General features: G+C 65.3%; 25 protein-coding genes. 12 read left to right on the top strand and 13 right to left on the bottom strand.

What is annotated here, in order from left to right:
- Nucleotides 1-97: 97 nt before the first annotated feature.
- Both U5A57_RS33920 and U5A57_RS33915 read right to left on the bottom strand, forming a co-directional pair.
- Nucleotides 98-1,159, bottom strand: coding sequence for an alkene reductase (locus U5A57_RS33920; protein WP_321916038.1), 1,062 nt, complete (start codon nt 1,157-1,159; stop codon nt 98-100).
- A gap of 114 nt (nt 1,160-1,273) precedes the next feature.
- On the bottom strand, nt 1,274-1,597 hold the full coding sequence (locus U5A57_RS33915; RefSeq protein WP_321916037.1) for a metalloregulator ArsR/SmtB family transcription factor: 324 nt from the start codon (nt 1,595-1,597) through the stop codon (nt 1,274-1,276).
- Between the two features lie 291 nt (nt 1,598-1,888).
- On the opposite strand from U5A57_RS33915, the gene U5A57_RS33910 reads away from it, so the two are divergent.
- Nucleotides 1,889-3,298: a cytosine permease gene (locus tag U5A57_RS33910; protein ID WP_321916036.1), complete on the top strand. Its 1,410-nt coding sequence runs from the start codon at nt 1,889-1,891 to the stop codon at nt 3,296-3,298.
- A 27-nt stretch (nt 3,299-3,325) separates the two neighbouring features.
- Here U5A57_RS33910 and U5A57_RS33905 read toward each other — a convergent pair whose 3' ends face one another.
- Complete coding sequence (locus U5A57_RS33905; RefSeq protein WP_321916035.1) at nt 3,326-4,252, bottom strand: LysR family transcriptional regulator; 927 nt, start codon at nt 4,250-4,252, stop codon at nt 3,326-3,328.
- Between the two features lie 172 nt (nt 4,253-4,424).
- Here U5A57_RS33905 and U5A57_RS33900 point away from each other — a divergent pair, with 172 nt between their 5' ends.
- From U5A57_RS33900 to argE, 4 genes are read left to right on the top strand one after another with little or no spacing between them, the layout of a single operon-like run.
- Nucleotides 4,425-5,765 (top strand): NAD(P)/FAD-dependent oxidoreductase, encoded by a 1,341-nt coding sequence (locus U5A57_RS33900; protein ID WP_321916034.1) that lies wholly within the window; start codon nt 4,425-4,427, stop codon nt 5,763-5,765.
- A complete protein-coding gene (locus U5A57_RS33895) occupies nt 5,765-6,196 on the top strand; it encodes a RidA family protein (protein ID WP_321916033.1) in 432 nt (143 codons plus the stop codon). The genes U5A57_RS33900 and U5A57_RS33895 overlap by 1 nt, the downstream gene beginning before the upstream one ends.
- Before the next feature lie 10 nt (nt 6,197-6,206).
- On the top strand, nt 6,207-6,884 hold the full coding sequence (locus tag U5A57_RS33890; RefSeq protein ID WP_321916032.1) for a DUF1028 domain-containing protein: 678 nt from the start codon (nt 6,207-6,209) through the stop codon (nt 6,882-6,884).
- The gene (gene argE, locus U5A57_RS33885) at nt 6,877-8,037 is read left to right on the top strand and encodes an acetylornithine deacetylase (RefSeq protein ID WP_321916031.1); all 1,161 of its coding nucleotides are present in this window, start codon (nt 6,877-6,879) and stop codon (nt 8,035-8,037) included. The genes U5A57_RS33890 and argE overlap by 8 nt, the downstream gene beginning before the upstream one ends.
- Before the next feature lie 6 nt (nt 8,038-8,043).
- Here the strand turns inward: argE and U5A57_RS33880 are convergent, their stop codons facing one another.
- Together U5A57_RS33880 and U5A57_RS33875 are read right to left on the bottom strand one after the other, a co-directional pair.
- Nucleotides 8,044-9,324 carry an MFS transporter gene (locus U5A57_RS33880; RefSeq protein ID WP_321916030.1) on the bottom strand — a complete coding sequence of 427 codons (1,281 nt, stop codon included), beginning with the start codon at nt 9,322-9,324 and terminating at the stop codon, nt 8,044-8,046.
- A 25-nt stretch (nt 9,325-9,349) separates the two neighbouring features.
- Complete coding sequence (locus U5A57_RS33875; RefSeq protein WP_321916029.1) at nt 9,350-10,783, bottom strand: M20 family metallopeptidase; 1,434 nt, start codon at nt 10,781-10,783, stop codon at nt 9,350-9,352.
- A gap of 129 nt (nt 10,784-10,912) precedes the next feature.
- On the opposite strand from U5A57_RS33875, the gene U5A57_RS33870 reads away from it, so the two are divergent.
- Complete coding sequence (locus U5A57_RS33870; protein ID WP_321916028.1) at nt 10,913-11,812, top strand: LysR family transcriptional regulator; 900 nt, start codon at nt 10,913-10,915, stop codon at nt 11,810-11,812.
- A 12-nt stretch (nt 11,813-11,824) separates the two neighbouring features.
- Here the strand turns inward: U5A57_RS33870 and U5A57_RS33865 are convergent, their stop codons facing one another.
- Nucleotides 11,825-12,406, bottom strand: a complete 582-nt coding sequence (locus U5A57_RS33865) for a cytochrome b (protein ID WP_321916027.1) — start codon at nt 12,404-12,406, stop codon at nt 11,825-11,827.
- Between the two features lie 264 nt (nt 12,407-12,670).
- On the opposite strand from U5A57_RS33865, the gene U5A57_RS33860 reads away from it, so the two are divergent.
- Both U5A57_RS33860 and U5A57_RS33855 read left to right on the top strand, forming a co-directional pair.
- Nucleotides 12,671-14,152, top strand: coding sequence for a methyl-accepting chemotaxis protein (locus U5A57_RS33860; RefSeq protein WP_321916026.1), 1,482 nt, complete (start codon nt 12,671-12,673; stop codon nt 14,150-14,152).
- Between the two features lie 169 nt (nt 14,153-14,321).
- Nucleotides 14,322-14,756: a hypothetical protein gene (locus tag U5A57_RS33855; RefSeq protein WP_321916025.1), complete on the top strand. Its 435-nt coding sequence runs from the start codon at nt 14,322-14,324 to the stop codon at nt 14,754-14,756.
- A gap of 195 nt (nt 14,757-14,951) precedes the next feature.
- Here the strand turns inward: U5A57_RS33855 and U5A57_RS33850 are convergent, their stop codons facing one another.
- A complete protein-coding gene (locus tag U5A57_RS33850; protein ID WP_321916024.1) occupies nt 14,952-15,647 on the bottom strand; it encodes an NADPH-dependent F420 reductase in 696 nt (231 codons plus the stop codon).
- Nucleotides 15,648-15,750: 103 nt separating this feature from the next.
- Here U5A57_RS33850 and U5A57_RS33845 point away from each other — a divergent pair, with 103 nt between their 5' ends.
- On the top strand, nt 15,751-16,716 hold the full coding sequence (locus U5A57_RS33845) for a LysR family transcriptional regulator (protein WP_321916023.1): 966 nt from the start codon (nt 15,751-15,753) through the stop codon (nt 16,714-16,716).
- Nucleotides 16,717-16,757: 41 nt separating this feature from the next.
- Here U5A57_RS33845 and U5A57_RS33840 read toward each other — a convergent pair whose 3' ends face one another.
- On the bottom strand, nt 16,758-17,591 hold the full coding sequence (locus U5A57_RS33840; RefSeq protein WP_321916022.1) for an isocitrate lyase/phosphoenolpyruvate mutase family protein: 834 nt from the start codon (nt 17,589-17,591) through the stop codon (nt 16,758-16,760).
- A 300-nt stretch (nt 17,592-17,891) separates the two neighbouring features.
- On the opposite strand from U5A57_RS33840, the gene U5A57_RS33835 reads away from it, so the two are divergent.
- Complete coding sequence (locus U5A57_RS33835) at nt 17,892-18,887, top strand: LacI family DNA-binding transcriptional regulator (protein ID WP_321916021.1); 996 nt, start codon at nt 17,892-17,894, stop codon at nt 18,885-18,887.
- A 30-nt stretch (nt 18,888-18,917) separates the two neighbouring features.
- Here the strand turns inward: U5A57_RS33835 and U5A57_RS33830 are convergent, their stop codons facing one another.
- Nucleotides 18,918-19,664, bottom strand: coding sequence for an IclR family transcriptional regulator (locus U5A57_RS33830; RefSeq protein WP_321916020.1), 747 nt, complete (start codon nt 19,662-19,664; stop codon nt 18,918-18,920).
- Between the two features lie 201 nt (nt 19,665-19,865).
- On the opposite strand from U5A57_RS33830, the gene U5A57_RS33825 reads away from it, so the two are divergent.
- Entirely contained in the window at nt 19,866-21,053 is a 1,188-nt protein-coding gene (locus U5A57_RS33825) for a pyridoxal phosphate-dependent aminotransferase (RefSeq protein WP_321916019.1), read from the top strand.
- On the opposite strand, the gene U5A57_RS33820 is transcribed toward U5A57_RS33825, so the two are convergent.
- The 3 genes from U5A57_RS33820 to U5A57_RS33810 all read right to left on the bottom strand — a co-directional run bounded on the left by U5A57_RS33820 (nt 21,050) and on the right by U5A57_RS33810 (nt 22,302).
- Entirely contained in the window at nt 21,050-21,466 is a 417-nt protein-coding gene (locus U5A57_RS33820; protein ID WP_321916018.1) for a nucleotide triphosphate diphosphatase NUDT15, read from the bottom strand. The genes U5A57_RS33825 and U5A57_RS33820 overlap by 4 nt on opposite strands.
- 99 nt (nt 21,467-21,565) lie before the next feature.
- On the bottom strand, nt 21,566-21,799 hold the full coding sequence (locus U5A57_RS33815) for a hypothetical protein (protein ID WP_321916017.1): 234 nt from the start codon (nt 21,797-21,799) through the stop codon (nt 21,566-21,568).
- Nucleotides 21,800-21,837: 38 nt separating this feature from the next.
- On the bottom strand, nt 21,838-22,302 hold the full coding sequence (locus U5A57_RS33810; protein ID WP_254320690.1) for an Lrp/AsnC family transcriptional regulator: 465 nt from the start codon (nt 22,300-22,302) through the stop codon (nt 21,838-21,840).
- A 136-nt stretch (nt 22,303-22,438) separates the two neighbouring features.
- Between U5A57_RS33810 and U5A57_RS33805 the strand changes: the two genes are divergently transcribed.
- Nucleotides 22,439-23,065, top strand: coding sequence for a LysE family translocator (locus U5A57_RS33805; protein ID WP_321916016.1), 627 nt, complete (start codon nt 22,439-22,441; stop codon nt 23,063-23,065).
- Between the two features lie 89 nt (nt 23,066-23,154).
- On the opposite strand, the gene U5A57_RS33800 is transcribed toward U5A57_RS33805, so the two are convergent.
- On the bottom strand, nt 23,155-23,661 hold the full coding sequence (locus U5A57_RS33800; protein ID WP_321916015.1) for a DUF1993 domain-containing protein: 507 nt from the start codon (nt 23,659-23,661) through the stop codon (nt 23,155-23,157).
- Nucleotides 23,662-23,878 lie beyond the last annotated feature (217 nt).

Genomic DNA, 23,878 nt, shown 5'->3' with positions numbered 1-23,878 from the left:
TTTCAGGCCTTCCAGCGAAAAACGGCCACGACGAGGCGGAATGCCTGCGCCGTGGCCGCCAGTTAGCGTGCGGCCATGAGCCGCACACATGCCATGTTTACGCTGCGCTTTCGAGCGACGGATAGTCCGTGTAGCCCGTTTCACCACGCGCGTAATACGTCGAGGGATTCGGCGCGTTGAGCGGCGCGTTCAATTCGAAACGGCGCGCCAGATCGGGGTTCGCGATGAAGAGCTGGCCCCACGCGACCGCGTCGGCTTCGCCTGCCGCGAGCACGGCCTGAGCCGATTCCAGCGAGAACTTTTCGTTCGCGATGAACGGACCGCCGAATTCGGCCTTCAGTTGCGGCCCGAGACGGTTATCGCCAAGCGATTCGCGCGCAAAGACGAACGCGATCTTGCGCTTGCCGAGTTCGCGCGCCACATAACCGAACGTCGCCGCCGGATTCGAATCGCCCATCGTGTGCGCGTCGCCGCGCGGTGCGATATGCATGCCCACACGATTCGCGCCCCACACGTCGATACACGCGTCGGTGATTTCGAGCAGCAGGCGCGCGCGATTCTCGATCGAGCCGCCATAGGCGTCCGTGCGTTGGTTGGTGCTGTCTTGCAGGAACTGGTCGATCAAATAACCATTCGCGCCGTGAATTTCCACGCCGTCGAAACCGGCCGCCTTCGCGTTGACCGCGCCCTGGCGGAACGCGGCGATCACACCGGCGATTTCTTCGGTTGCGAGCGCGCGCGGCGTGACGAAGCCGCGTTGCGGACGCACGAGGCTCACGTTGCCTTGCGGCGCGATGGCGCTCGGCGCCACCGGCAGATCGCCGTTCAGGAACACGGGGTCGGACACACGGCCCACGTGCCACAGTTGCATGAAGATGCGGCCGCCCGCGGCGTGCACCGCGTCGGTCACGATCTTCCAGCCTTCCACCTGCTCTTGCGACCAGATGCCCGGCGTTTCGGCATAGCCGACGCCTTGCGGCGTGACCGAGGTCGCTTCGCTGATGATGAGGCCGGCCGTCGCGCGCTCGGCGTAGTACTTCGCCATGAGTGCGTTGGGCACGCGTACTTCGCCCGCGCGTTGACGCGTGAGCGGGGCCATGATGATGCGGTTCGGCAGCGTGAGGTCGCCGATCTGGATGGGGTCGAAAAGCGTTGCCATGTAGGGTCACCTTGTCTGCGGGCGCGGCCCGCGGGCTGAAAAGCGATACAGGAATCGAAACGGACGATGCGGCTTCAGCGGATGTTGGGTCGCTGAAGCATCACAACCGCGGCGTCACAACTGTGCGTTCATATGGGCGATAAACGCCTCGATGACCGGCTCGTTGCGCTTGAAGAACACCCACTGCCCCACGCGTTTGGACGTGACGAGCCCGGCCTTCTGCAACACGGCCAGATGCGCGGACACCGTGGATTGCGAAAGCTGGCAATGCGCGTCGATCTTGCCTGCGCAGACACCGTTTTCGAGCGGCAGCTCCTGGTCGCCGAAATGCACCTGCGGCTCACGCAGGCTCGCGAGGATCTCGCGGCGCACGGGATTGGAGAGCGCCTTGCAGATCGCGTCGACATCCAGGGGTGCAGGGGTTGTGCGGTTCTTCATTGCGGTTGCATCGTAACTGTCCGAATCATATATCGGAATTATACGATATGGGCGATGACACTCTTTTCAATAGGGTTGTCGCTGTACATCGCGCTCTCCTTCCCCGCTTTTGCATAGCTTTGGCCTATGCAAAACATCGGGAAACAATGCTTGGCAGTCGAAATTTGTCGTCAGTTAATGCGCTCAACGTTTCGAGTGGGGCGGTCGTTTCGCCCTGGCCCTGCACTTGTTTTGCACCTTCGTCGCGCGTGCCGATTTCATAAACACGCAGGCGAGCCAATGGAGATTGTTATGGCAGACAACCGCAACGCGGTTCCCCTGGTCGAGAAGCACACGATCGGCTACGTGCCCGAGAACGAGCGGCACGGCAAGGTTCGCGATCTCTTCACGCTTTGGTTCGGCGGCAATATCGCGCCGCTGCCGATCGTCACCGGCGCGCTCGGCGTGCAGCTTTATCACCTCAATCTCATGTGGGGCATTGTCGCGATCATCGTCGGCCAGGCGCTGGGCGGCATTCTCATGGCGCTGCATTCGGCACAAGGCCCGCAAATGGGCATTCCGCAAATGATCCAGAGCCGCGCGCAGTTCGGCTCGCGCGGCGCGCTGCTCGTCACGGTCATCGCCGGCATCATGTACGTCGGCTTCTTCGCCTCGAATATCGTGCTGGCAGGCAAGTCGCTGCACGGCATTCAATCGTCGATTCCCGTGCCCGCCGGCATCGTGATCGGCGCGCTCGGGTCGGGGCTCATCGGCATCATCGGATACCGCTTCATACACGTGCTGAATCGCATCGGCACGTGGGTGCTCGGCATCGGGATCGCCGTGGGCTTCGGCTATATCGTCACGCACGTGCAATCGACGGATTTCCTCACGCGCGGCGGTTTCAACTTCGCCGGCTGGCTCGCGACGGTGTCGCTCTCCGCGCTGTGGCAAATCGCGTTCGCGCCGTATGTCTCTGACTATTCGCGCTACCTGCCGAAGAATGTGGGCGTCGCGTCGACGTTCTGGGCAACGTACCTCGGCTGCGTGCTCGGCTCAACGCTCGCGTTCGTATTCGGCGCGGTGGCCGTGCTCGCGGTTCCGGCCGGCGCTGACACGATGGATGCGGTGAAGGCCTCGACCGGCGCTATCGGCCCGTTCATGCTCGTGTTGTTCCTGCTGAGCGTGATTAGTCACAACGCGTTGAATTTGTACGGCGCCGTGCTTTCGGTCATCACGTCGCTGCAGACGTTCGCATATCGCTGGATTCCGACCGCGAAGTCGCGCGCGGTGCTCTCGATCATCATCCTGACCGCGTGCTGCTTTGCGGCGGTGGGCGCGTCGAAGGACTTCGTCGGGCATTTCGTCGATCTCGTGCTTGCGTTGCTCGTCGTGCTCGTGCCGTGGACGGCAATCAATCTGATCGACTTCTATGTGATTCACAAGGGCGACTACGACGTTCAGTCGATCTTCCGCGTCGATGGCGGCATTTACGGGCGGTTCAATCCGCAAGCGCTGATCGCCTATGCAGTCGGGATCCTCGTGCAGATCCCGTTCATGAACACGCCGATGTACGTGGGTTCGTTCTCGGCGCACCTGGACGGCGCGGACCTGTCCTGGCTCGTCGGCATCATCGTCACGACGCCGCTTTACTTGTGGCTCGCCACGCGCGACACGGCGTACCGCCGCCGGCTCAACCAGCCGTCCGCGCAGGTGCAGTAAATCGCGCGGATCGCCGCCTTCGACTGATCAATGCTTGAAGCGCAAGCGCCGGATATAGCTTTCGCAGAACGCGGCGAAGCGCTTCACGACTTCGCGTTGCCGTACGGTGCTCGACGTTGCAATGCCGAGCGTCGTTGCAGGAACAGCCTCCTTGAAGCGCTTGACGACGAACTCCTCGCCATCCACGGTGCGGCACGACTCGAGCGGGAAGTTGAGAATGCTGTAGCCCAGACCGTTCGCCACCATGCCGCGCACGACTTCGGGCTGTGCGGAGCGGAACGCGGCGACCGGGCGGCTGCCTGCCGCGTCGAAAAGCGTCGAGAAGTATTCGCGGCTGTGCGGAAGATCGAGCATCACGTAAGGCTCCGGCAGCAAGTCCTTCAGCGAGACCTTCGCTGCGCGTGCGAGCCGGTGATTTTTCGGCAGGATCACGTAAGGCGGCAGCGAGACGACGGGCACGAAGGCGATGCCTTCCGCAATGTCGAGGCTATACGTGAGTGCGATATCCAGCGAGCCGTCGCTGAGCCCGCTCAGCAGGCCGTCCTGATGCGCTTCTCTCGTCATGAACGTGATCGACGCATGTTCGCGCAGGAACGCGCTGATGAGCGACGGCATGAGCGGCGGCGCAAGCGAAACGAGGCAGCCGAGCGAGACGGTGCCGGATACGCCGCCGTCGAGTTCTTGTGCCGTGAGTTGCAGTTCCTCGGCGCTCTTCAGGAGGCTGCGCGCATGCACGAGCAGATCGCGGCCCGGTTGGGTGAGCGAGAGCCCGCTTGCGTGATGGCGGATGAACAATTGCACGCCGAACGACGACTCTAGTTCGGCCAGCGCGGTCGAGATCGAAGGCTGCGAGATGTGCAACCGCTTCGCCGCAGCGGTGAACGAAAGGGTTTCCGCAGTCGCGATGAAATAGCGCAACTGGCGCAGTGAGTAGCGAATCGATACGCCGTCCATTTCAAGGAATCTCTCGTAAAGGCGCAACCTGGGCGGCCGATAGTTCACACCCGGATGCATAGGTAAATCCGATGCAGAGGATTTTATTTTAATAGTTTTTCCTATCCTGCGTCGCGCGTAGAGTTTGTTTCGACGAGCAGGACGTCATTCGCAAATTTGAAGGAGAACAGCCATGAAGGCTGACAACGTGTCCATCGACACACTGGTCATCGGCGCCGGTCAGGCGGGCGTGGCGATGAGCGAGCATCTCAGCAAGTCGGGCGTGCCGCATCTCGTGCTGGAGCGCGATCGCATTGCGGAGCGCTGGCGCACGGGCCGCTGGGATTCGCTGGTCGCCAACGGTCCCGCCTGGCACGACCGCTTTCCCGGCATGGAGTTCGAAGGGCTGGACCCCGACGCATTCGCGGGCAAGGAGCAGGTCGCCGATTACTTCGTCGCGTATGCCAGGAAGTTCAATGCGCCCATCCGCACGGGCGTGGAGGTGACGCGCGTCGAACGCCTTCAGGGACGTCCGGGCTTCGCAGTGCAGACGAATAGCGGCACGTTCGAAGCGAATCGGGTTGTCGTGGCAACGGGGCCGTTTCAGCGCCCGGTGATTCCCGCCATCGCACCGAAGGACCCGCGCCTCACGCAGCTGCACTCGGCCGACTATCGCAATCCGGCGCAGTTGCCCGCCGGCGCGGTGCTGGTGGTAGGTGCAGGTTCGTCGGGTACGCAGATCGCCGACGAACTGCGTCGTTCGGGCCGCACGGTGTACCTGTCGGTCGGGCCGCACGATCGGCCGCCGCGCGCTTATCGCAACCGCGACTTCTGCTGGTGGCTCGGCGTGCTCGGCGAATGGGACAAGGAGGTGGCAGGGCCCGGGCGCGAGCACGTGACGATTGCCGTGAGCGGCGCATATGGCGGCCAGACCATCGATTTTCGCCGGCTCGCGCATGAAGGCATGACGCTCGTCGGCGTCACGAAATCGTTCGACAACGGCGTCGTGACGTTCGAGCAGGATCTGGTGGCCAATCTCAAGCGCGGCGACGAGAACCTGATGTCGCTGCTCGACGCCGCCGATGCTTATGTCGAGCGCAACGGCATCGACCTGCCGAACGATCCTGAGGCACGCCACATCCCGGCCGATCCCGAGTGCGTTGCGCATCCACTGCGCGAACTGGATCTCGCCGCGGCCGGCGTGACGACGATCATCTGGGCAACCGGCTATGCCGTCGATTACAGCTGGCTGCATGTCGATGCGTTCGACGCGCAAGGCAAGCCGAAGCATCAGCGCGGCGTCTCGACGGAACCGGGCGTTTATTTTCTCGGCTTGCCGTGGCTGTCGCGGCGAGGCTCGTCGTTCATCTGGGGCGTGTGGCACGACGCGAAGCACATTGCCGATCACATCGGCACGCAGCGCAAGTACCTCGACTATCGCGATGCAGCCCAACGCGAACGCGTGGCGCTCGCCACGAAAAAGACGTGCGACGAATCGCACGCAAGCACCCTCAACGAAATCGGAGTGAATTGATGCCTACCCATACCCGTATCCGCATGTTCAACACGAAGGACACCTATCCAAACCAGACGCTCGACAACGATCTGTGTCAGGCCGTACGCGCGGGCAACACCGTCTACGTGCGCGGTCAGGTCGGCACCGACTTCGACGGCAAGCTGATCGGCCTCGGCGACCCGCGCGCACAGGCCGAGCAGGCGATGAAGAACGTCAAGCAGTTGCTCGAAGAAGCGGGCAGCGACCTGTCGCACATCGTCAAGACGACGACCTATATCATCGATCCGCGCTATCGCGAACCGGTCTATCAGGAAGTCGGCAAGTGGCTCAAAGGCGTGTACCCGATTTCGACTGGCTTGTGCGTGAGTGCGCTCGGCCAGCCGCAATGGCTGATGGAGATCGACGTGATCGCGGTGATTCCCGAGAACTGGACGCCTCGCGAGGCATAAGGAGCGGCGCATGACATTCTCGATCGTCGGACGTTGCCGGGAAACCGGCCAACTGGGTATTGCCATCAGTTCCTCGAGTATTGCCGTGGGCGCGCGTTGCCCCTGGGTGCGAGCAGGCGTCGGCGCGGTCGCGACGCAGAATGTCACGCTGCCCGCGCTTGGGCCCCGAATCCTCGATCTGATGGAGCGGCAGGAGCTTGCGCCGCATATCGCGTTGAAGCAGGCCCGCGATGCCGATGCGTTCAACGCGTATCGGCAAGTCACGGTGATCGACGCGCAGGGCCGCACCGCGTACTTCACAGGCGAGAACGCGCTCGGGGTGCATCATGCTTCGGCCGGTGATCAATGTGTTGCAGCGGGCAATATGCTCGCCGCGCCGCAAGTCATAGATGCGATGGTGCGTACATTCGAGCGCACTCAAGGGCTGCTTGCCGAGCGTCTGCTCGCTGCAATGCATGCCGCGGTGGAGGCGGGCGGCGAAGCGGGCCCGGTCCATTCGGCCGCGCTCAAGGTCGTCGACACGCAGGTCTGGCCAATCGTGGATTTGCGAGTCGATTGGGCCGACGACGATCCCATCGGCCAACTCGCGCAGCTGTGGAAAGCGTATCTCCCGCAGATGCAGGACTACGTCACGCGCGCGTTGAACCCGACCGCGGCCCCAAGCTATGGAGTGCCAGGCGATGAGTGATCGCTCCAGCCGCGCGCTGCTTGAACGGCTGATCGGCTTCGAGACCGTCAGCCGCGAATCGAATCTCGAACTGATCGCGTTCGTGCAGCGCTATCTCGCGGATCTTGGTGTCGAATGCGAGCTGTTTCATAACGCCGAGCGCACGAAAGCCAGCCTCTATGCGACTATCGGTCCGCGCGACAAGGGCGGCGTCGTGCTGTCGGGTCATACAGACGTCGTGCCCGTCGAGGGCCAGGCGTGGACCGTCGACCCGTTCCGCCTCACAGAAAAGAACGGACGGCTTTACGGGCGCGGCAGCGCGGATATGAAGGGCTTTCTGGCATGCGTGCTCGCGGCGGTCCCCAGGTTCGCCGAGCGCAAGCTGAACGTGCCGGTCCATATCGCGTTTTCATACGACGAAGAAGTGGGCTGCCTCGGTGTGCGCCCGATGCTCGCGGAGCTCGAAAAGCGCGCTCACAAGCCGCGTTTGTGCATCATCGGCGAGCCGACGGAAATGAAGCCTGTGCTCGGCCACAAGGGGAAGCTCGCCATGCGCTGCCGCGTGAAGGGCGCGGCGTGTCACTCGGCGTACGCGCCGTATGGCGTGAACGCCATTCAATACGCGGCCCGACTCATCAATCGGCTGGAGAATATCGGCGAAGAACTCGCCCAGCCCGAACATCACGACGAACGTTTCGATCCGCCGTATTCGACGGTGCAAACGGGCGTCGTCACGGGCGGACGCGCGCTGAATATCGTGCCTGCCGAGTGCGAGTTCGATTTCGAAGTGCGCGCGGTGCCGGGCTTCGAGGCGCAAACGGTGGCTGAGCAGATCGAGTCGTATGCGCAGGCGGAACTGCTGCCGAAAATGCGCAAGGTTCACGCCGATGCCGATATCCGCTTCGAGCCCTTGAACGCTTATCCTGGCCTGGCAACACCGCCGGATAGCGAGGCGGCGCAGCTGCTCGCCGTGATCAGCGAGCTGCGCGACTTCGGCACGGTTGCGTTCGGCACCGAGGGCGGATTATTTACGCGCGCGGGCATTCCCACCGTCGTATGCGGGCCTGGCAGCATGGAGCAAGGCCACAAGCCCGACGAGTTCGTGAGCGTCGATCAACTCGGCCGCTGCGATGCGATGCTGGCGCGGCTTGTCGAGCATATCGCGCGCGCGTAGCGCTTTTTACGCGGTCGCCCGCTGTGCAACCGTGGCCGCGACCTTCACGCGGCTCACGTACGCCAGCGCGGACAAACTGATCATGGCGGTCGTGATCAGCCAGTAGCTCGGCGCGCTCTTGTCGCCGGTCGCACTCAGCATCCACGTGACGATGGCCGGCGTGAAGCCGCCGAATACGGTCACGCCGATGTTGTAGCCGATCGACATGCCGGTGGCGCGCGTCGCGGCCGGGAAGATCTCCGCCATGAGTGCGGGCACGGCGCCGAAATAGATCGACTTCAGCAGCGCCAGCCACGCAATCAGCACGAAGAGTGGCACCGCACTCGCGTGGCTGGTCGCCCAGGCGAAGCCCGGGTAGGCGCTCACGAGAAAGAGGAGCGCGACGCAGGTCATCTGTGTGCGCCGTCCGATACGGTCGGAAAGATGCCCCGCGAACGGCGTGACGACAGTGAGAATCACGCCGCCTGCCATCGTCGCCGCGAATCCGGTTGCCGCAGGCAGATGCAACTGGCGGATGGCGAACGTGGGAATGTACTGCAGCAGGTAGTTGACCGCTGTCGAGACAGTCATCAAGCCGATTGCCGTGAGCACGAGCCGCTTTTGGTGACCCAGTACTTCTCGCACGGGCGTTTCGGTACGCTCGGCGTGCTTGAAGTCCTCGGCGTCTTCAATGTAGCGGCGCAGGTAGAGACCCGCCGGGCCAATCAGCAGTCCGAAGAAGAACGGCAGACGCCACCCCCAGGCTGCGAGGTCGGCAGGCGCCATGAGGCGGGCGAGACCATAGCCGAACGAGGCCGCGAGCAGCGTGGCGAGCCCTTGCGTGGCGAACTGCCAGCTGGCGAGAAAGCCGCGCCGGTGTGGCGCATGCTCGATCAGCATGGCCGTGGAGGCGCCAAACTCGCCGCCCGCCGAAAAGCCCTGGATGAGCCGCGCGGCAAACACCGCGAGCGGCGCGGTCACGCCGATCGTTTCGTAGCCGGGTATCAGCGCGATGATCGCCGTGCCGACCATCATGAGGCTGACCGAGAGCATCAGCGCGGCCTTGCGTCCGCGGCGGTCGGCATAGGCGCCGAGCACCGCGCCGCCAAGCGGGCGCACGAGATACGACGCGCCGAACGTGCCGAACGTGAGCAGCATCGACACGGTTTCGTTGACGGCCGGAAAGAAATGCTTGCCGATGTACACCGCGAAGAACCCGTAAATGGCGATGTCGAACCATTCGAGCGCGTTGCCGGCGGAGGTGGCGATGACGAGCCTCGCAAGGCTCACGGGTTGCTTTGCTGACATGGCGGCGGGCACATTTATGTGGTCTTCAGGCGAGGGCGTCGGTGGGTTGCGTCGATGCGCGCGTCCTGGCGAGACGCGCGGCGTCGTCGCCCAGGTCCCACCAGAGTCCGGCCATCACCGCGAGCGCCTCGCGCGCGACGGAGCCGAGCAGGTGTTCGTTCGGCGCGTGCTGCGCGCAAGCCGGATACGAGTGCGGGACCCACAGCGTCGGCAGTCCGAGCGTGTACGCGAAGACGTCGTTGGGCACCGTGCCGCCGAGGTTCGGCAACAGCGCGGGCTTCTTGCCCGTCGACGCGCGCAGCGAGTCGAGCGCCCAGTGCACCCAGGCGTCGTCGGGGTCGAGCCGCGTGGCAGCGGAGGTCTGCGTGACACGCACTTGCACGTCGTCAAAACCAAGCCGCGCGAAGTGCGCTTCGAGATGCTCGCCCACGCGCGCGGCGTCCGTGCCCACCACGAAGCGCAACTGGCAGGTGGCCTTGGCCGTGGGCGGGATCGCGTTGACGGGCGCATCGGGATTGCCGGTCTTGAACGCAAGCACTTCGAGCGTGTTCCAGGCGATCACGCGCTCGGTGGGCGTGAGGCCGGGCTCGCCCCAGTTGGGATCGATCGCGGGGGCGTCGTCGTCGCCGCCGAGCACAATGTCGGCGAGTGCTTCGCGCACGCTGGCCGGCACCGGCGGCGGACGCAACCCGTCCACGACGATGGCGCCGCGCCGGTCGACAAGGCTCGCGATCGCGTGCGAGAGCACGACACCCGGATTGCGCAGCGCGCCGCCCCAGTTGCCCGAGTGATGCGCGCCCTTGCGCAGATCGACAAGCAGTTCGAACGTCACGCCGCCGCGCGAGCCGAGGAAGAGCGTGGGCCGCTCGGCCAGCACGCGCGGGCCGTCCGAGGCGATGAACACGTCTGCCGCGAGTGCTTCGCGATTGGCGGCGCACACGGCGTCGAGACCCGGCGAGCCGATTTCCTCGCCGGTTTCGAAGATCAGCTTCACGTTGTAGCCGAGCTTGCCGCCGCGCGCGTCCAGCACCGCGGCGAGGGCCGCGAAGTTCACCGAGTGCTGGCCCTTGTTGTCGGCGGTGCCGCGACCATACCAGCGGTCGCCTTCCACGGTGACGCTCCAGGGCGCGAGACCTTCGCGCCACTGTTCGTCGTAGCCGCGCACGACGTCGCCGTGGCCGTAGGTCAGCACGCTCGGCAGCGCGGGGTCTTCGAGGCGCTCGGCGATCAGAAACGGCGCGCGCGAGCTGGCGGGATTCTCGACCACGCGGCACGTGAAGCCGAGCGGCGTGAGGGAAGGCATTACCTCGTCCGCGAGATAGGCGACGAGCGCACGGGCCTGCTCGGGATTCTGGCTTTCGGTGCGAAAGCCCACGCGGCGCTGGAGGTCGGTGAAGAACGCGCCGGAGTCGTAAGCGCGCAAGGCGCGGTCGATGGCGGTTTGTCGGGTCTCGTTCAAAAGGGCTCCTCTCATGCCTGGGTGCGGGGAATGAAAGCAGTCTAGGAACGCCAAAAATTCGCAACAATTTCAAAATTTGCGGATAGCATTGCCAAAATGGCAACGCAAGGACACTGAACGGATACGCCGATGCTTCATGGAATCGCCTTGCGCTACTTCGTCGAGGTCGCGCGCACGGGGTCGCTGGCGGCGGCTTCGGAAAACCTGCACGTCGCCGTATCGGCGATCAGCCGCCAGATCAGCAAGCTGGAGGAGGACGTGGGCACGGCGCTCTTCGAGCGCATGCCGCGCGGCATGGTGCTGACCGAATCGGGCGAACGGCTGGCCGAGCACGCGCGGCGCGCGCTGCTGGAGGGCGACGCGGTGCTCGCCGAGATCGCCACGGCCAAGGCGCTCGGGCACGGCATCGTGCGCATCGGCTGCACGGAGGGCTTTACGCGCTCGTTCCTGCCCCACGTGCTCGCGCAACATCACGCCACGGCGCCGCACGTGCATTTCAATCTGCGCTCGGGCACGCCGTCGCAGGTCGAGCAGTGGGTCGCCATGGGCGAGGCCGATCTGGGGCTCGCGTTTTCGAGCGGCGATCCGGCGAAGGTCTACGTGCAGTACAGCGCACAGGCGCCGGTTTGCGCGTTGCTCGATCCCGGGCATCCGCTCGCGCAACGCGATTCGCTGAAGCTCGCGGACCTGCGCGACTATCCCGTCGCGCTGCTCGAACGCGGCAACACGGCGCGGCAGCTATTCGACGAGTGCTGCGCGCGCCATGGCATCAAGCTCGAGCCCATTCTCACGAGCAACAATTCGAGCGCCTTACATGCGTTCGCGGCGCTGGCCGGCGCGATCACGCTCGGCAGCCGGCTTTCGCTTGCGGGCCTCGCGGACGATCTTTCGCTCGTGGCGAAGCGCTTCGACGAGCCGACGCTCAACCAGCGCAATCTGTGCGTGATGACGATGCGCGAGCGGCGGTTATCACGCCCTGTCGAAGGTGTGCTAAGCGCGTTGATCACGGCGATCGAACAAGCGCTGTGAGGACTCGGGGCATCAGCGCTTTCCGGCGCGCCCCGTCATGCGGCCGAGGATGTCCACGCGCTGCACCAGTTGATGGTAGATCACCGCGAGCACGTGCCCGGCGATCAGCACGTACGTGAGATACGCGAGCCAGTAGTGAACCTTCGAGCCGAGATGGCCGAGCGCCTTGTCTGCCGGCACGACGGCGGGCACCTGAAACAGCCAGAACCAGTTCACCGGATGGCCGCCGCCATACGAGTTGAGATATCCACTGATCGGCATGGCAAACAGAATCAGATAAAGCAAGCCATGGCCGATATGCGCGAGCTTCCGCTCGAAGGCCGGAATGCGCTGCGGCAGCGGCGGTGCGGTGCCCGAAAGCCGCGTCACCACGCGGATCAGCGTGAGCAGCAGGACGGTCATGCCAATCGATTTGTGGAAAGTCATCCAACTGCCGCGCGACGGGTCGTGGCGGTCCATCGTCGTCATGTACCACGCCACCGGGATCACCACGAACATGCAAAGCGCGGTCAGCCAATGCAGCACGCGCAGCGTCAGGCTGTATGCCGGGGCTGCGAAGGAAAACGCAGAAACAGAGTGCGGAGTTCGGGACATGGTCGAGGCCTTTTAAAGGTCGGATCGACAAAGCCTGCCACAAAAATGCCGCTGCGGAGCGTCTCCCGCGAGTGCGGTTTTGTTAGGCCTCGTTACAACGCCGGCCTTCAAAAATTAATGTGGATGATAAGTCAACCATAAATTCTCAATGGATTTCCCTTATGTAGACATCAATTAGCCTGCCGATAACTGCGAAGATGTGATTCGATCTGTCTGCTGCGCCCCAATCGTAAGTTGAATTGTCAATCAGGAGTCGGGAATCCCATGTCCAGCAGTTTCGCAGAAGCCCCGTTCGACGGGGCGTACGCTCCGGCCAGTGCCGCCCGCCGGGCAGCGGTCGTCGAGAGCCCGCTCATGAATGCGCGCAAACGCGCCGATCGCGCTTGCGCGCTGGTCAACTGGATTCTTCTGGCGGGGGCCTTGGGTGTCGGCTGGCACTTCAACGCACTCGCGCCCGTGCTCGTCGTCGGGCTGCCGCTCGCGCTCGTTTCCACCGTGCTCGCGCTTGCCTTGCCAGGCCTCAAGATCACCAGAATGGGTTCCGCACTGACCTTCATGGGCGGCGCGGCCCTGTTGATCGACGTGGGAGGCGGGCAGGACGAGTTTCACTTCGTGGTGTTCATCCTCCTTTCGCTGCTGCTCGCGTATCGCGACGTGCAGGTCGTCCTGCTCGCGACCGCTTTCATCTCCGTTCAGCAACTCGCGTTCAACTACTTGCAGGCGTGGGGCTGGCCCGTCAGGGTCTTTTCGCAAACGGGTTTCGACGTCGTGGCGCAGCACTGGGCGTTTCTCTGGCTTCAAACCTTGTTTATCGCGGCGATTTCGGCGCGCCAGGAGCGCGACGCCAATATCGCGGGCGAACTCGCGGCCATGTCGGAGGGGATCGGGCAGGCGTCGGGCTACATCACGCTGGGCGAGCAAGCGAGCCGGCCGTCGAGCGACGTGGCCGGCGCTTTTCACGCCACGCTGGCGGCCGTGCGCAAGACGCTGCTGCAGGTGCGTGACAGCGTGGGTGAGGTTTCGGAGTCGGTTGCCGGCACCAGCGCGCGCAATGCCGTGCTTTCGGATCGGACCGAGCAGCAGCGCCGTTCGCTCGAAAGCATGGTCGCGGCCATGGAGCAACTCAAGCAAAGCGTGCACGAGAGCGTCGATCACGCCATGGCGGCCAGCGCGCTGGCGGACTCGGCGAGCGAGGTCGCGTCCCGGGGGCGCGGGGCGATCAAGGCGGTGATCGATACGATGGGCGACATTTATCGCTCGTGCGACCGCATTACCGACATCATCGGCGTGATCGACGGCATCGCGTTCCAGACCAACATTCTTGCGCTCAACGCTTCGGTCGAGGCCGCGCGCGCGGGCGATCAGGGGCGGGGGTTCGGCGTGGTCGCGGAGGAGGTCCGCACGCTGGCTCAGCGCAGCGCCGCCGCCGCGAAGGAGATCCGGGCGCTGATTGGCGAGTCGGTCGAGCGCGCGCGCACGGGCAATGGCCTCGTCGAAAGCGCGGGCAACACGGTGGGCCAGGTGCTCGAGGGCGTCACACGGCTGTCGTCCATCGTTCACGAGATGGCGACTGCCGCCGGCGCGCAGCGCGCGGGCATCGACCAGATGGGCGAGAACATCGCCGGTATCGACGTGGCGATACGCGAGAACGCGGCGCACGTTGCCGACACCGTCGAGCAGGTCAGGCAGCAGCATCGCCAGACCGAACTCCTCGCCAGCGCGGTCCAGGTGTTCAGGCTCGATTGAGTGCCACATCGCGTCGCATTTTCGGGGCGCGACCGCGAAGTTCGAGCAGGGGTCCGTTCCGTCGGACTATTTTGTTACACCTCTTACGGCGCTTGGCCAGTGGCGTTACAAAGACCTTTCACATTGGCCGCTATACTCGGTTCCGTCTCAAAAACGTAAGAGAACAACTATGTCGAAGAAACTCATCCAGATGGTTGCCGTTGCTGCGCTGACTGCTGCGGCCTCGCTGCCGGCGCTGGCCGGCGATATGAACAACGCACTGGGTGGCGCGCTTGGCGGCGTCGCCGGCGCGGCTTTGGGTGGCGCAGTGGGCGGCAGCACCGGCGCCGTGATCGGCGGCGCGGTGGGTGGCGGCGCGGGTGGCGCGGTCACTTCGAATCGTCGCGAGCGCACGGGCGCCATCATCGGCGGCGCGCTCGGCGGCGGCGCGGGCACGGCGGCGGGCAACGCCATGGGCGGCCGCACCGGCGGCCTGATTGGCGCAGCGGTGGGCGGCGGCGCAGGTTCGGCGCTCGGCGGCAATATCTCGCGTTCGAACTCCTACGCCGACGACTATTCGCGCGGCTATCACGGCAAGCGCCACAAGCACCGTCACTACGACTAAGCACAGCTTGCAAGGCGCAGCGGCTGCTGCGCCTCGTTGTTTCGCGCCGCCGCATCCGGTGGCGCACGCCGGGCCGCTCTGGCCCGCGCGTCACTTCCTCTTTGCTTGAGCCTGACGTCATCCGCATGCCGGGTGATGACGCCTTCGTGCCATTTGATTCGGTATGCCAGGCAATCGTCAAGACTTCAGCATGCGTCATTCCGGCCGCAGTTTGCGTCGCCATGAGCCATGCGGCAGCTCCTTGTCGCGCTCGGCGGCGGCAAGCGCGGCGCGCAGTTGCGTGCGGTTCAGTGGAATGCAATAAGCCGGTTTGGCGCGCTCGAAGCGCCAGCTGTCGGCGAGCGCACCCGTGTCGAGCGCGTCGAAATCGAGCTGCGCATGCAACGCGGCCACGAGCGCCTTCGCCTGCCCATCGTCTCCGGCAACGGGCAGCGCGCGGCGCCCGCCCTCGACAGGCGGCCGCTCTTCGCGCGGCAGGTCGTACGCGAGAATCGCATTGAACGCCTTGACCACACGTGCGCCATTCAGGTGCTGCGCAACGTGCTCGCTCGTGGCGGCGCGGTATTCGTCGAACGCGGCGATGGCGCCGTCGCGCGCCGGGTAGTAGTTCATGGTGTCGATGACGACTTTACCGGCGAGTGTTTCGACCGGTATCTCGCCGAGCGCGGACAGCGGCAGCGCCACGATCACGATCTCGCCGAAGGCAGCGGCCTCCTCCAGCGTGCCCATACGGCAACCCAGCGCTGCCGCCTCTCCCGCGCGCGCCTCGGGATGACGCGACGAGAGCATGACCTCATGCCCCGCCTGCACGAGCAGTTTGCCTAGCGTCGAGCCGATCTCGCCCGCGCCGAGAATGCCGACAGCCAATCGATGTTCACGATGTTCGTTCATGGGAATCCCCGAGTTTCGTCATGGAGACCTCAGCGTAGCGCTGAAACTCCCATGCGATAATCGGCTATCCAGGTGAAACACTTGAAATGGCGGGTTTCTAATCGTGGACAAATTGACCAGCATGACCGTGTTCGTGAAGACGGCCGAATCCGGTTCGTTCACGGCGGCGGCGCGCATGCTCGCGATGACGCCGCAGATGGCGGGCAAGCACGTCGACGCGCTGGAAAAGACGTTAGGCGTGCGCCTGCTCCAGCGCTCGACGCGCAAGCACGCACTCACGGAAGCGGGCCGCGCCTATTTCGAAGCCTGCCGGCGTGTGCTCGACGAGGCGGCGGCGGCGGATGCCGTCGCGCTCGCGCAAACCGCCCACCCGCAAGGCACGCTGCGCGTGACGGCGCCCGTTTCGTTCGGCGCTTTTCGGCTTGCGCATGAAATCAAGGCCTTTCTCGCGGATTGCCCGGACGTGAAAGTCGATCTCGTGCTGAGTGACCGGCAGTTCGATCTCTTGCAGGACGGGTTCGATGTCGCGTTTCGCATTGGCGCGCTGCCCGATTCGCAACTGGTCGCGCGAGCGCTCGCGCCCTATCGGCTCGTGCCGTGCGCCGCGCCGTCCTATCTCGCCGCGCATGGCACGCCGGCGCATCCGCGCGAACTCGCGCAGCACGTGTGCCTCGATTACGCGTTCGACAGCTTTCCGGCGCCCCAAACGTGGATCTTCAAGGACGGCGACACGCAGATCGAAGTCGAGCCGCGCGGCCAGCTGCGCAGCAACGACACGCGCGCGCTGATCGCGGCGGCGGAAGCAGGCGTGGGCATCGTGCTCGCGGGCGAGCCGAACCTGGCGCCTTCGGTGGCGGCGGGGCGGCTCGTGCCGCTGCTCGAGGCGTACGCCGCGCCGGTGCGGCCCATGCATCTGCTTTACGCGGATCGCCGCGCGCAGGCGCCCAAGCAGCGCGCGTTCGTGGCGTGGGCGCTGGCGTGCTTTGGCGGGGCGGGCAACGTCACCGGCACGCGGGCGGCGCCGGTGTCACCTCGCGTTCGTCGTTCCGCGCGCAAGCCGCGTGCATAGCTCACATCGCCCACATCGCCCACATCGCGCACGCAGCGTAGTCAGGCCTCGCTGCGGAAGGCGGCGTTGAGCGTCGCGCCGGGCGCCGCGCCTTCGAAGCCGTCGAAACGCCCTTCGGTGAGCCGTTGAGCCGCGTGCATGAAAGCGCCCCATGCGGTGCGGGCGAGCGCACCGCCAACGCTCACGCGGCGCACGCCGAGTGCGGCGAGATCGTCCAGCGTGAAGGCCGACTTCGCACCGATCAGCACGTTCACCGGCTTCGGCGCGACTGCGCTCACGACGGCCACGATCTGCTCGCGTGTCTGGATGCCGGGCGCGTAGAGGCAGTCCGCGCCCGCCGCTGCATACGCCTGCAAGCGCGCGATGGCGTCGTCGAGGTCGGGCACGCCCGCCACGAAGTTCTCGGCGCGGCCAACGAGCAAGGTGTCGCCGCCACGCGCATCGATAGCGCGGCGAGCGGCCCGCATGCGCTCGACAGCCACCTCGATCGGCAGCAGCGGTGCTGCGTCGTCGCCAGTCGAGTCTTCCACGGAAAGCCCGGCGACACCGGTCTCGACGGCGAGGCCCACGCTTGCTTCGACGCCTGCGGGATCTGCGCCGAAGCCGCTTTCGAAGTCGGCGTTCACAGGCAGGTCGGTGGCCGCGACGATCTCGCGCAGGTGCGCGAGGATCGCGTCGCGCGGCAGGGTGTTGTCGGCATGGCCGCGCGACCATGCGAACCCGGAGCTGGTGGTCGCGAGCGCCTTGAAGCCGAGGCCCTGGAGGTAGCGCGCGCTGCCCACGTCCCACGGGTTCGGCAGTACGAAGCAACCGGCGGCATGGAGTGCGCGAAATTCGGCGCGTTTCTCGGCAATGGTGCGGGCGGGTCCTGACATGGCAAGTCTCCTCCTGGCTCGTGGTGGGCGGCGGGCGTGTGCGCGGGAATGCGCATTCTGTCGCGCCGGTCTTCGATTGTGACCGAATTTACGGATTTCCGAGTCGGGCGGCACACGCTTGCACAGCAAGTTCGTGTAAAGATCAGGATGGCGAATTAAATGAACGCCTACGAAAACGATCACATTCAGCGGCGCGAAACGAGGAAAAGAAAGGCGCAGCCGTTATGATATGCGTTCTTTTTATTTTGCCGTCCAGCCGCGATGTCCAAAACCAGCGCTCCGAAAGCCTCGCCGCCCCGCATGTCCGATGTCGCCCGTCTTGCGGGCGTTTCGAAGATGACGGTGTCCCGCGTGATGGCGGGGCGCAGCGCGTCGGAGGCGACACGCGAGCGCGTGCAGCGCGCCATCGACGAACTGGGTTACGTGGCCGACGCGGCGGCCGGCGCGCTCTCCTCTGGGCGCTCGTCGTTTGTCGCCGTGCTCGTGCCGTCGCTTTCGAGTTCCAACTTCTCGGACACCGTGAGCGGCCTTACGGCCGTGCTCGAGCCGCAGGGGCTCGAACTGCTAATCGGCGACACCGACTACTTCCTCGACCGCGAGGAACGACTCGTGCGCCAGATGCTGCGCCACCAGCCGCGCTGCATTGCGCTCACGGGCGCGCAGCATACGGACGCCACGCGCACGCTGCTGCAGCGCTCGGGCGTGCCGGTCGTCGAGATGTGGGACTTGCCCGCGGAGCCGATCGACATGGCCGTGGGCTTTTCCAACGTGAGCGCGGCGCGCGAGATGGTGCGCTATCTCGCGGACAAGGGCCATCGCCGCATTGGTTTTCTTGGTGGCGCGGGCGATCTGGACCGGCGCGGCCTCGACCGCCTCAAGGGCTATCAGATGGAGATGAAGGCGCTCGGGCTCGACAGGCACCGCGTCGTGCAACTGGGCGGCTCGCCGGTCACGATGAGCCACGGCGCGCCTGCCATGGCCGAGCTGCTCGAGCGTTGGCCCGACACAGAGGCCGTGATGTGCGTGAGCGACATGTCGGCATTCGGCGCGATTATGGAGTGCCAGCGGCGCGGCCTGAGCGTGCCCCGCGATATGGCGGTCGCGGGCTTCGGCAACTTCGAGATCGCGGAGTGCTGCTATCCGGCGATCACCACGATTTCGGTCGATGCCTACGGCATTGGCCAGCGCACGGGCGAGGCGATCGTCGCCGCCCTCGCGGCAGCGGACGGTGCGAGCGCGCAGCATCCCGTGAAAACGCGCATTCAATACACGGTCGTGCCGCGCCAGAGCGCTTGAGCATGCGAGCGCGCGGCGGCACGAGCGTCGTCACAGCCCCTTGGCGATGCGCTGCGCCATCTCGACCACCGCAATGGCCAGACGCTTTTCGCGGCGCGTATCAAGCCGCTCCAGCGGCAGGCTCGCGCTGACCGCCACGCGTTTGCCTAGCGCCGTCACGCCCACGAACGCCGCGAAACACGCAATCCCCGCCGTCACTTCTTCCCGCTCGTGCGCAAGGCCGGAGCGGCGTATCGCGGCGAGCGCCGCAAGCAGGTCCGGCTTGCGCGTGATGGTGTTGGCCGTCACGGCGGGAAGCTGGCGCGGCAGGATCGCGCCGACCTCTTCATCGGGCAGGCTGGCGAGCAGCGCCTTGCCCAGCGCGCAGCAGTGCGCGGGCAGCCGCGAGCCGAGATCGGAGATGAGACGTACGGGCCGCGCGGGGTCTTCGCGCGCGAGATACACGACTTCGGCGCCATCCAGCACGGCAAGCTGAACGACTTCGTTATGCGTCGCGACGAACACGGTCGCCTCCTGGCGGAACACTTCCTGGAGCCGGTCGTGCCGCACGTAGGCGCTGCCGAGTTCGAACAGCGTGAGGCCGACGATATAGCCGTCGGCGCGTTTTTCGATCCAGCGCCGGCGTTCGAGCGAGTCGAGCATCAGGTAGAGCGTGCTGCGCGAAAGGCCGGTGGCCTGCGCGATGGCCGACGCGCGCAGCGGGCCTTTTGCGTGCGCGAGCACGTCGAGAATATCGTGTATGCGCCGCAGCGCCGGGACTTCGTAAGGTGAGGACATGGAGCTGCGCGCCGCAAATAAGATCATCCAGCAGGCTGGAAATACTAACATCACGTTGGACACGTGCATGAGCGCGTCGACATTTCTCAGCGGCATCGTTCCTTGGTATCGTTGCAGACGCGTTGCACACACGAATCAACAGGAACGGTTTGAATGCCCAGGCGCGCGATGCGCGCCGCATGTTCGGGAGAGTCGCGGAAGATGAAGTATTCGAATCTGGTCGAGCGGTTGCAGGGCCGTCGCACGACGGCGTGGGAGATCCATCACGCGGCGGTGCAGGCCGCTGCGCGGGGCGAGGACGTGATCGTGCTGAGCGTGGGCGACCCCGACTTCGGCACGCCCGCGCCCATCGTCGAGCGCGCCGTGGCCGCGCTGCGCGAAGGCGATACGCACTACTCGGCCATCATGGGCCGCGAGCCGCTGCGCGAGGCGATTGCGCGCGAGCACGCACTGCAAAGCGGGCGCGCGGTCGGTGCGCAGAACGTGATTCTCTGCGCGGGGGCGCAGAACGGTTTGTTCGCCTCGTCGCTCTGTTTGCTGGAAGCCGGCGACGAAGTGCTCGTGCCCGAGCCGATGTACTTGACCTACGAGGCCGCGATTCGCGCGTCGGGCGCCACGCTCGTGCCGGTGCCCGTCGATCCGGAGACCGGCTTTCATCTCGACTGCGACGGACTCGAGGCCGCCGTCACGACGCGCACTCGCGCGATCTTCTTCGCGACGCCGTGCAACCCCACCGGCGCGGTGATGCCGCGCGCGCACCTCGAACGCGTCGCGCAATTAGCCCGGCGGCACGACCTGTGGGTGCTCTCCGACGAGGTTTATGCCGACCTCACGTTCGAGCGCGAGCACGTGAGCATCGCCGCGCTCGACGGCATGGCGGAGCGTACGGTCACGCTCGGCAGCCTCTCGAAGTCGCATGCCATGCCGGGCTGGCGCCTTGGTTGGGTGATCGCGCCGGAAACGATGATCGCGCATCTGGCGCGGCTCGCGCTCTGCATGCTGTACGGGCTGCCCGGCTTCATTCAGGAGGCGGCAATCACGGCGCTCGACAACCGTGCGCAGATTGTCGCGCAGATGCGCGAGATCTATCGCCGCCGGCGCGACATCGTCTACGAGCGGCTGGCGGGCGTGCCGGGACTCAAGTGCCTGTTGCCGGAAGCAGGCATGTTCATGATGATCGACATTCGCGGCACGGGCCTCGACACGCAGGCGTTCACCTGGCAGCTTTTCGAGGCGCAGAAGGTGTCCGTGCTCGACGCGAGCGCGTTCGGGGAAACCGCAAACGGCTATGTGCGGCTTGGTTTCGTCGTGGACGAAGCGAGGCTCGTCGAGGCCTGCGAGCGTATTGCGGCCTTTGTGCAGGAGCGCGCTGCAGCCGCGGCGCGCTAGCGGGCTTCGCAGCGGGTTTCAAAGTACAGGCGGGTGGGCTCGAATAGTTCGGCAGGCAACGCGTCGCGCGTGAACCACGCCCACCGCGCGCACTTATCGGGCTCGGCGACGACCGGCGTGCCCGCCGCGGCAGCCTCGACGAACAGTGTCACATGGCGCACGCGGCCGGCTTCGAGCCAGCCGCTGGCCCAGCCCGCCGCGTGCGCCTCGATCAGTTCCAGGCCGGTTTCCTCGCGCAGCTCGCGCGCGGCCGCGGCGAGCGGATCTTCGCCGGGGTCGACCTTGCCTCCCGGGAAGGCCCACGTGTCGCGTCCCCATGTGCTTTTGCGCAGGCCGAGCAGCCACGCATCGCCGTTGCGTACGACGACGCCCACGCCGAGCACGGTGACGGCAACGCCGATGTCATCAGTCATGTTTTGCGGATATTGATTGGGAATCCGAATTGTTTGGGAAATCGATCGTTCGCTGCGCACTCGTCAAACTTGCGGGGCGCGCAGCGAACCCGTGCCGATTCAACGCTCGCCGTCGAGCAGGTCGTTGAGCATTTCGTCGAAGGCGGCCTGGGCGTCTTCCAGTTCCTGGAGTGCCATATCGAAGGTCTGCAGCGCGAATTGCGACGGACGGCCGTCGCCTTCCGGCGGAAACTGCGACTGCAGCGAGGTAAACGCCGACTTCACGCGCTGGGTCGCGGTCAGCACGCGCTCCATGGCGGCGGCTTCTTCGGCTCGTGCCTGTTCTGGGGTCATCGAAAGCTCCGTTCTTACGTGTTTGATGTTGGGTGTGTTCAGGGCAGGGGCAGTCCGCCCTCGGCCTTCACTTCGCGCAGCGACAGCGCCGATTCGACCGACGTGACGCCGGGCAAGCTGCGCAACTGGTCGCGCATGAAGGTGCCGTAGTCGTCGAGATCGCGGGCCACCACCTGCAAAATATAGTCCGCCGTGCCGGATACGTTGTGGCACGACAGAATGCGCTCGATCGCCAGCACCTCGCGCTCGAAGCGGTCGGCAAGCGCGCGGTCGTGCACGGCAAAGCGCACCGAGACGAATCCCACCACGCCGTAGCCGAGCGCACGGCGCGAGAGCACGGCCCGGTAACGCTCGATATAGCCGTCCTGTTCGAGACGCTTGAGGCGCCGCGCGCAGGGCGTTTCGCTCAGGCCGACGGTTTCGGCGAGCCGCGCGTTCGGCATGCGACCGTCGGTTTGCAGCGCGCCGAGTATCGCCCGGTCGAGTTTGTCGAGGTCGCTCATGGCGGGGAGGGGAGTTCTGGTGAAGATTCGGAAATCTTAGCGCATTCCGCCAATCTCTGGTGTGCGCGGTATGAAAAACGCCAGAAATCGCTCTGCATGTAGCGGCAAGATAGAGCCTCTTTCACACGAGGCCAACATGATTTCCGCCCACCTGCTGTTGATGTTCATCGTCGCCCTGATTATTGTCTGCGCGCTGCCCGGCGCCGACATGGCGCTCGTGATGCAGACCAGCATGAGCCGCGGCACGCGCAGCGGCTTCGCGGCGGCCTGCGGCCTCGCGCTCGCACGCGCGACCCAAGTGACGCTTTCCGCCTGCGGCCTCGCGGCCTTGCTGCGCAACGCGCCGTGGCTTTATGAAGTGGTGCGCTACGTGGGCGCGGCGTATCTCACATGGATCGCCGTGCAGATCTTCCGCGCGCCGGCGTTCGCCATGCCGGAACAGGAAGGGGTGGCCGTGGCGCGGCCGCGCCGTGCCGATTTCACCAAGGGGTTGCTAACGAACCTGCTGAACCCGAAGGCGCTGCTGTTCTGCTCGGTGTTGCTGCCGCAGTTCATCCGGCCGGAGGCGGGCTCGGTCTGGCTGCAGGTTTCGGTGCTGGGCGTGTTGCTGGTGGCCGTATGTGCGCTCTTCGACGTGATCTACGTGCTGGGCGCCGCGCGCATCGCCGTATGGCTGCGCCGCCATCCGCTCGCGCAAACGGTCCAGAAGTGGGCGTTCTCGTCCGCGTTGATCGGCTTCGCGCTGCGGCTCTCGCTCGATTGACGCTTCTGGCGTGCAGGACGGTCGTGTGAAGGCGTGCGGCGCGCAAGGCGCCGCACGCTTTTTTATGGCTCGCGTTTTAGCGCCGCGCGTTAGCGCGCGCCCAGGTAGTCGAGCTTGCCCAGCTCCACGCCGTTGTGGCGCAGGATGTCGTAGGCCGTGGTGACATGGAAGAAGAAGTTGGGCAGCACGAAGCCCAGCAGATAGCTCTGGCCCGTGAATTCGATCGGACCGGTGCGCATCTTGAGCGTGATGCTGCGCGCTTCCGTGCCGTCGATCTGCTCCGGCTTGAACGTATTCAGATAGTCGATGGTCTTCTGGAGACGCGCGTGCAACTCGTCGAACGTGACTTCGACATCTTCGAACTTCGGGGGCTCCACACCGGCGAGGCGCGCGGCGCAGCCCTTTGCCGTGTCGGTGGCGATGTAGATCTGGCGCGTGAGCGGCAGCATGTCGGGGAAGAGCCGTGCGCCCGTCAGCACGGAGGGGTCGATCTGCTTTTCCGCCGCGTGTGCCTGCGCCTTGCCGATGATGTTCTGCAGATTGGTGAGGCCGCGCACGAGCACGGGCACCGATGCTTGATACATGGAAATGGACATGGGGTTTCCTCGTTTCTTCGAATGCGCGCGATGCGCTCCGCTTTGGAGCTGACCGGGCGGCCCATTATGCGCTATCGCGTCGCGTGCTGCCATCGGCCTAACGGCCAGGGCATCTTCGCCGGTCGCATAGATTACCTGGGATTACAGATCAAAAATTTCTTGTGAAGCGTTGAGTTTGCGAGCGCTCGCGGGGAGGGCGTGCGAGCCGTCGCGCGAC

Source organism: Paraburkholderia sp. J11-2 (genome assembly GCF_905220185.1).
Taxonomy (GTDB): domain Bacteria; phylum Pseudomonadota; class Gammaproteobacteria; order Burkholderiales; family Burkholderiaceae; genus Paraburkholderia.
Note: the sequence above shows the minus strand (reverse complement) of the source record. Positions and strands in the feature narration are given on the sequence as shown.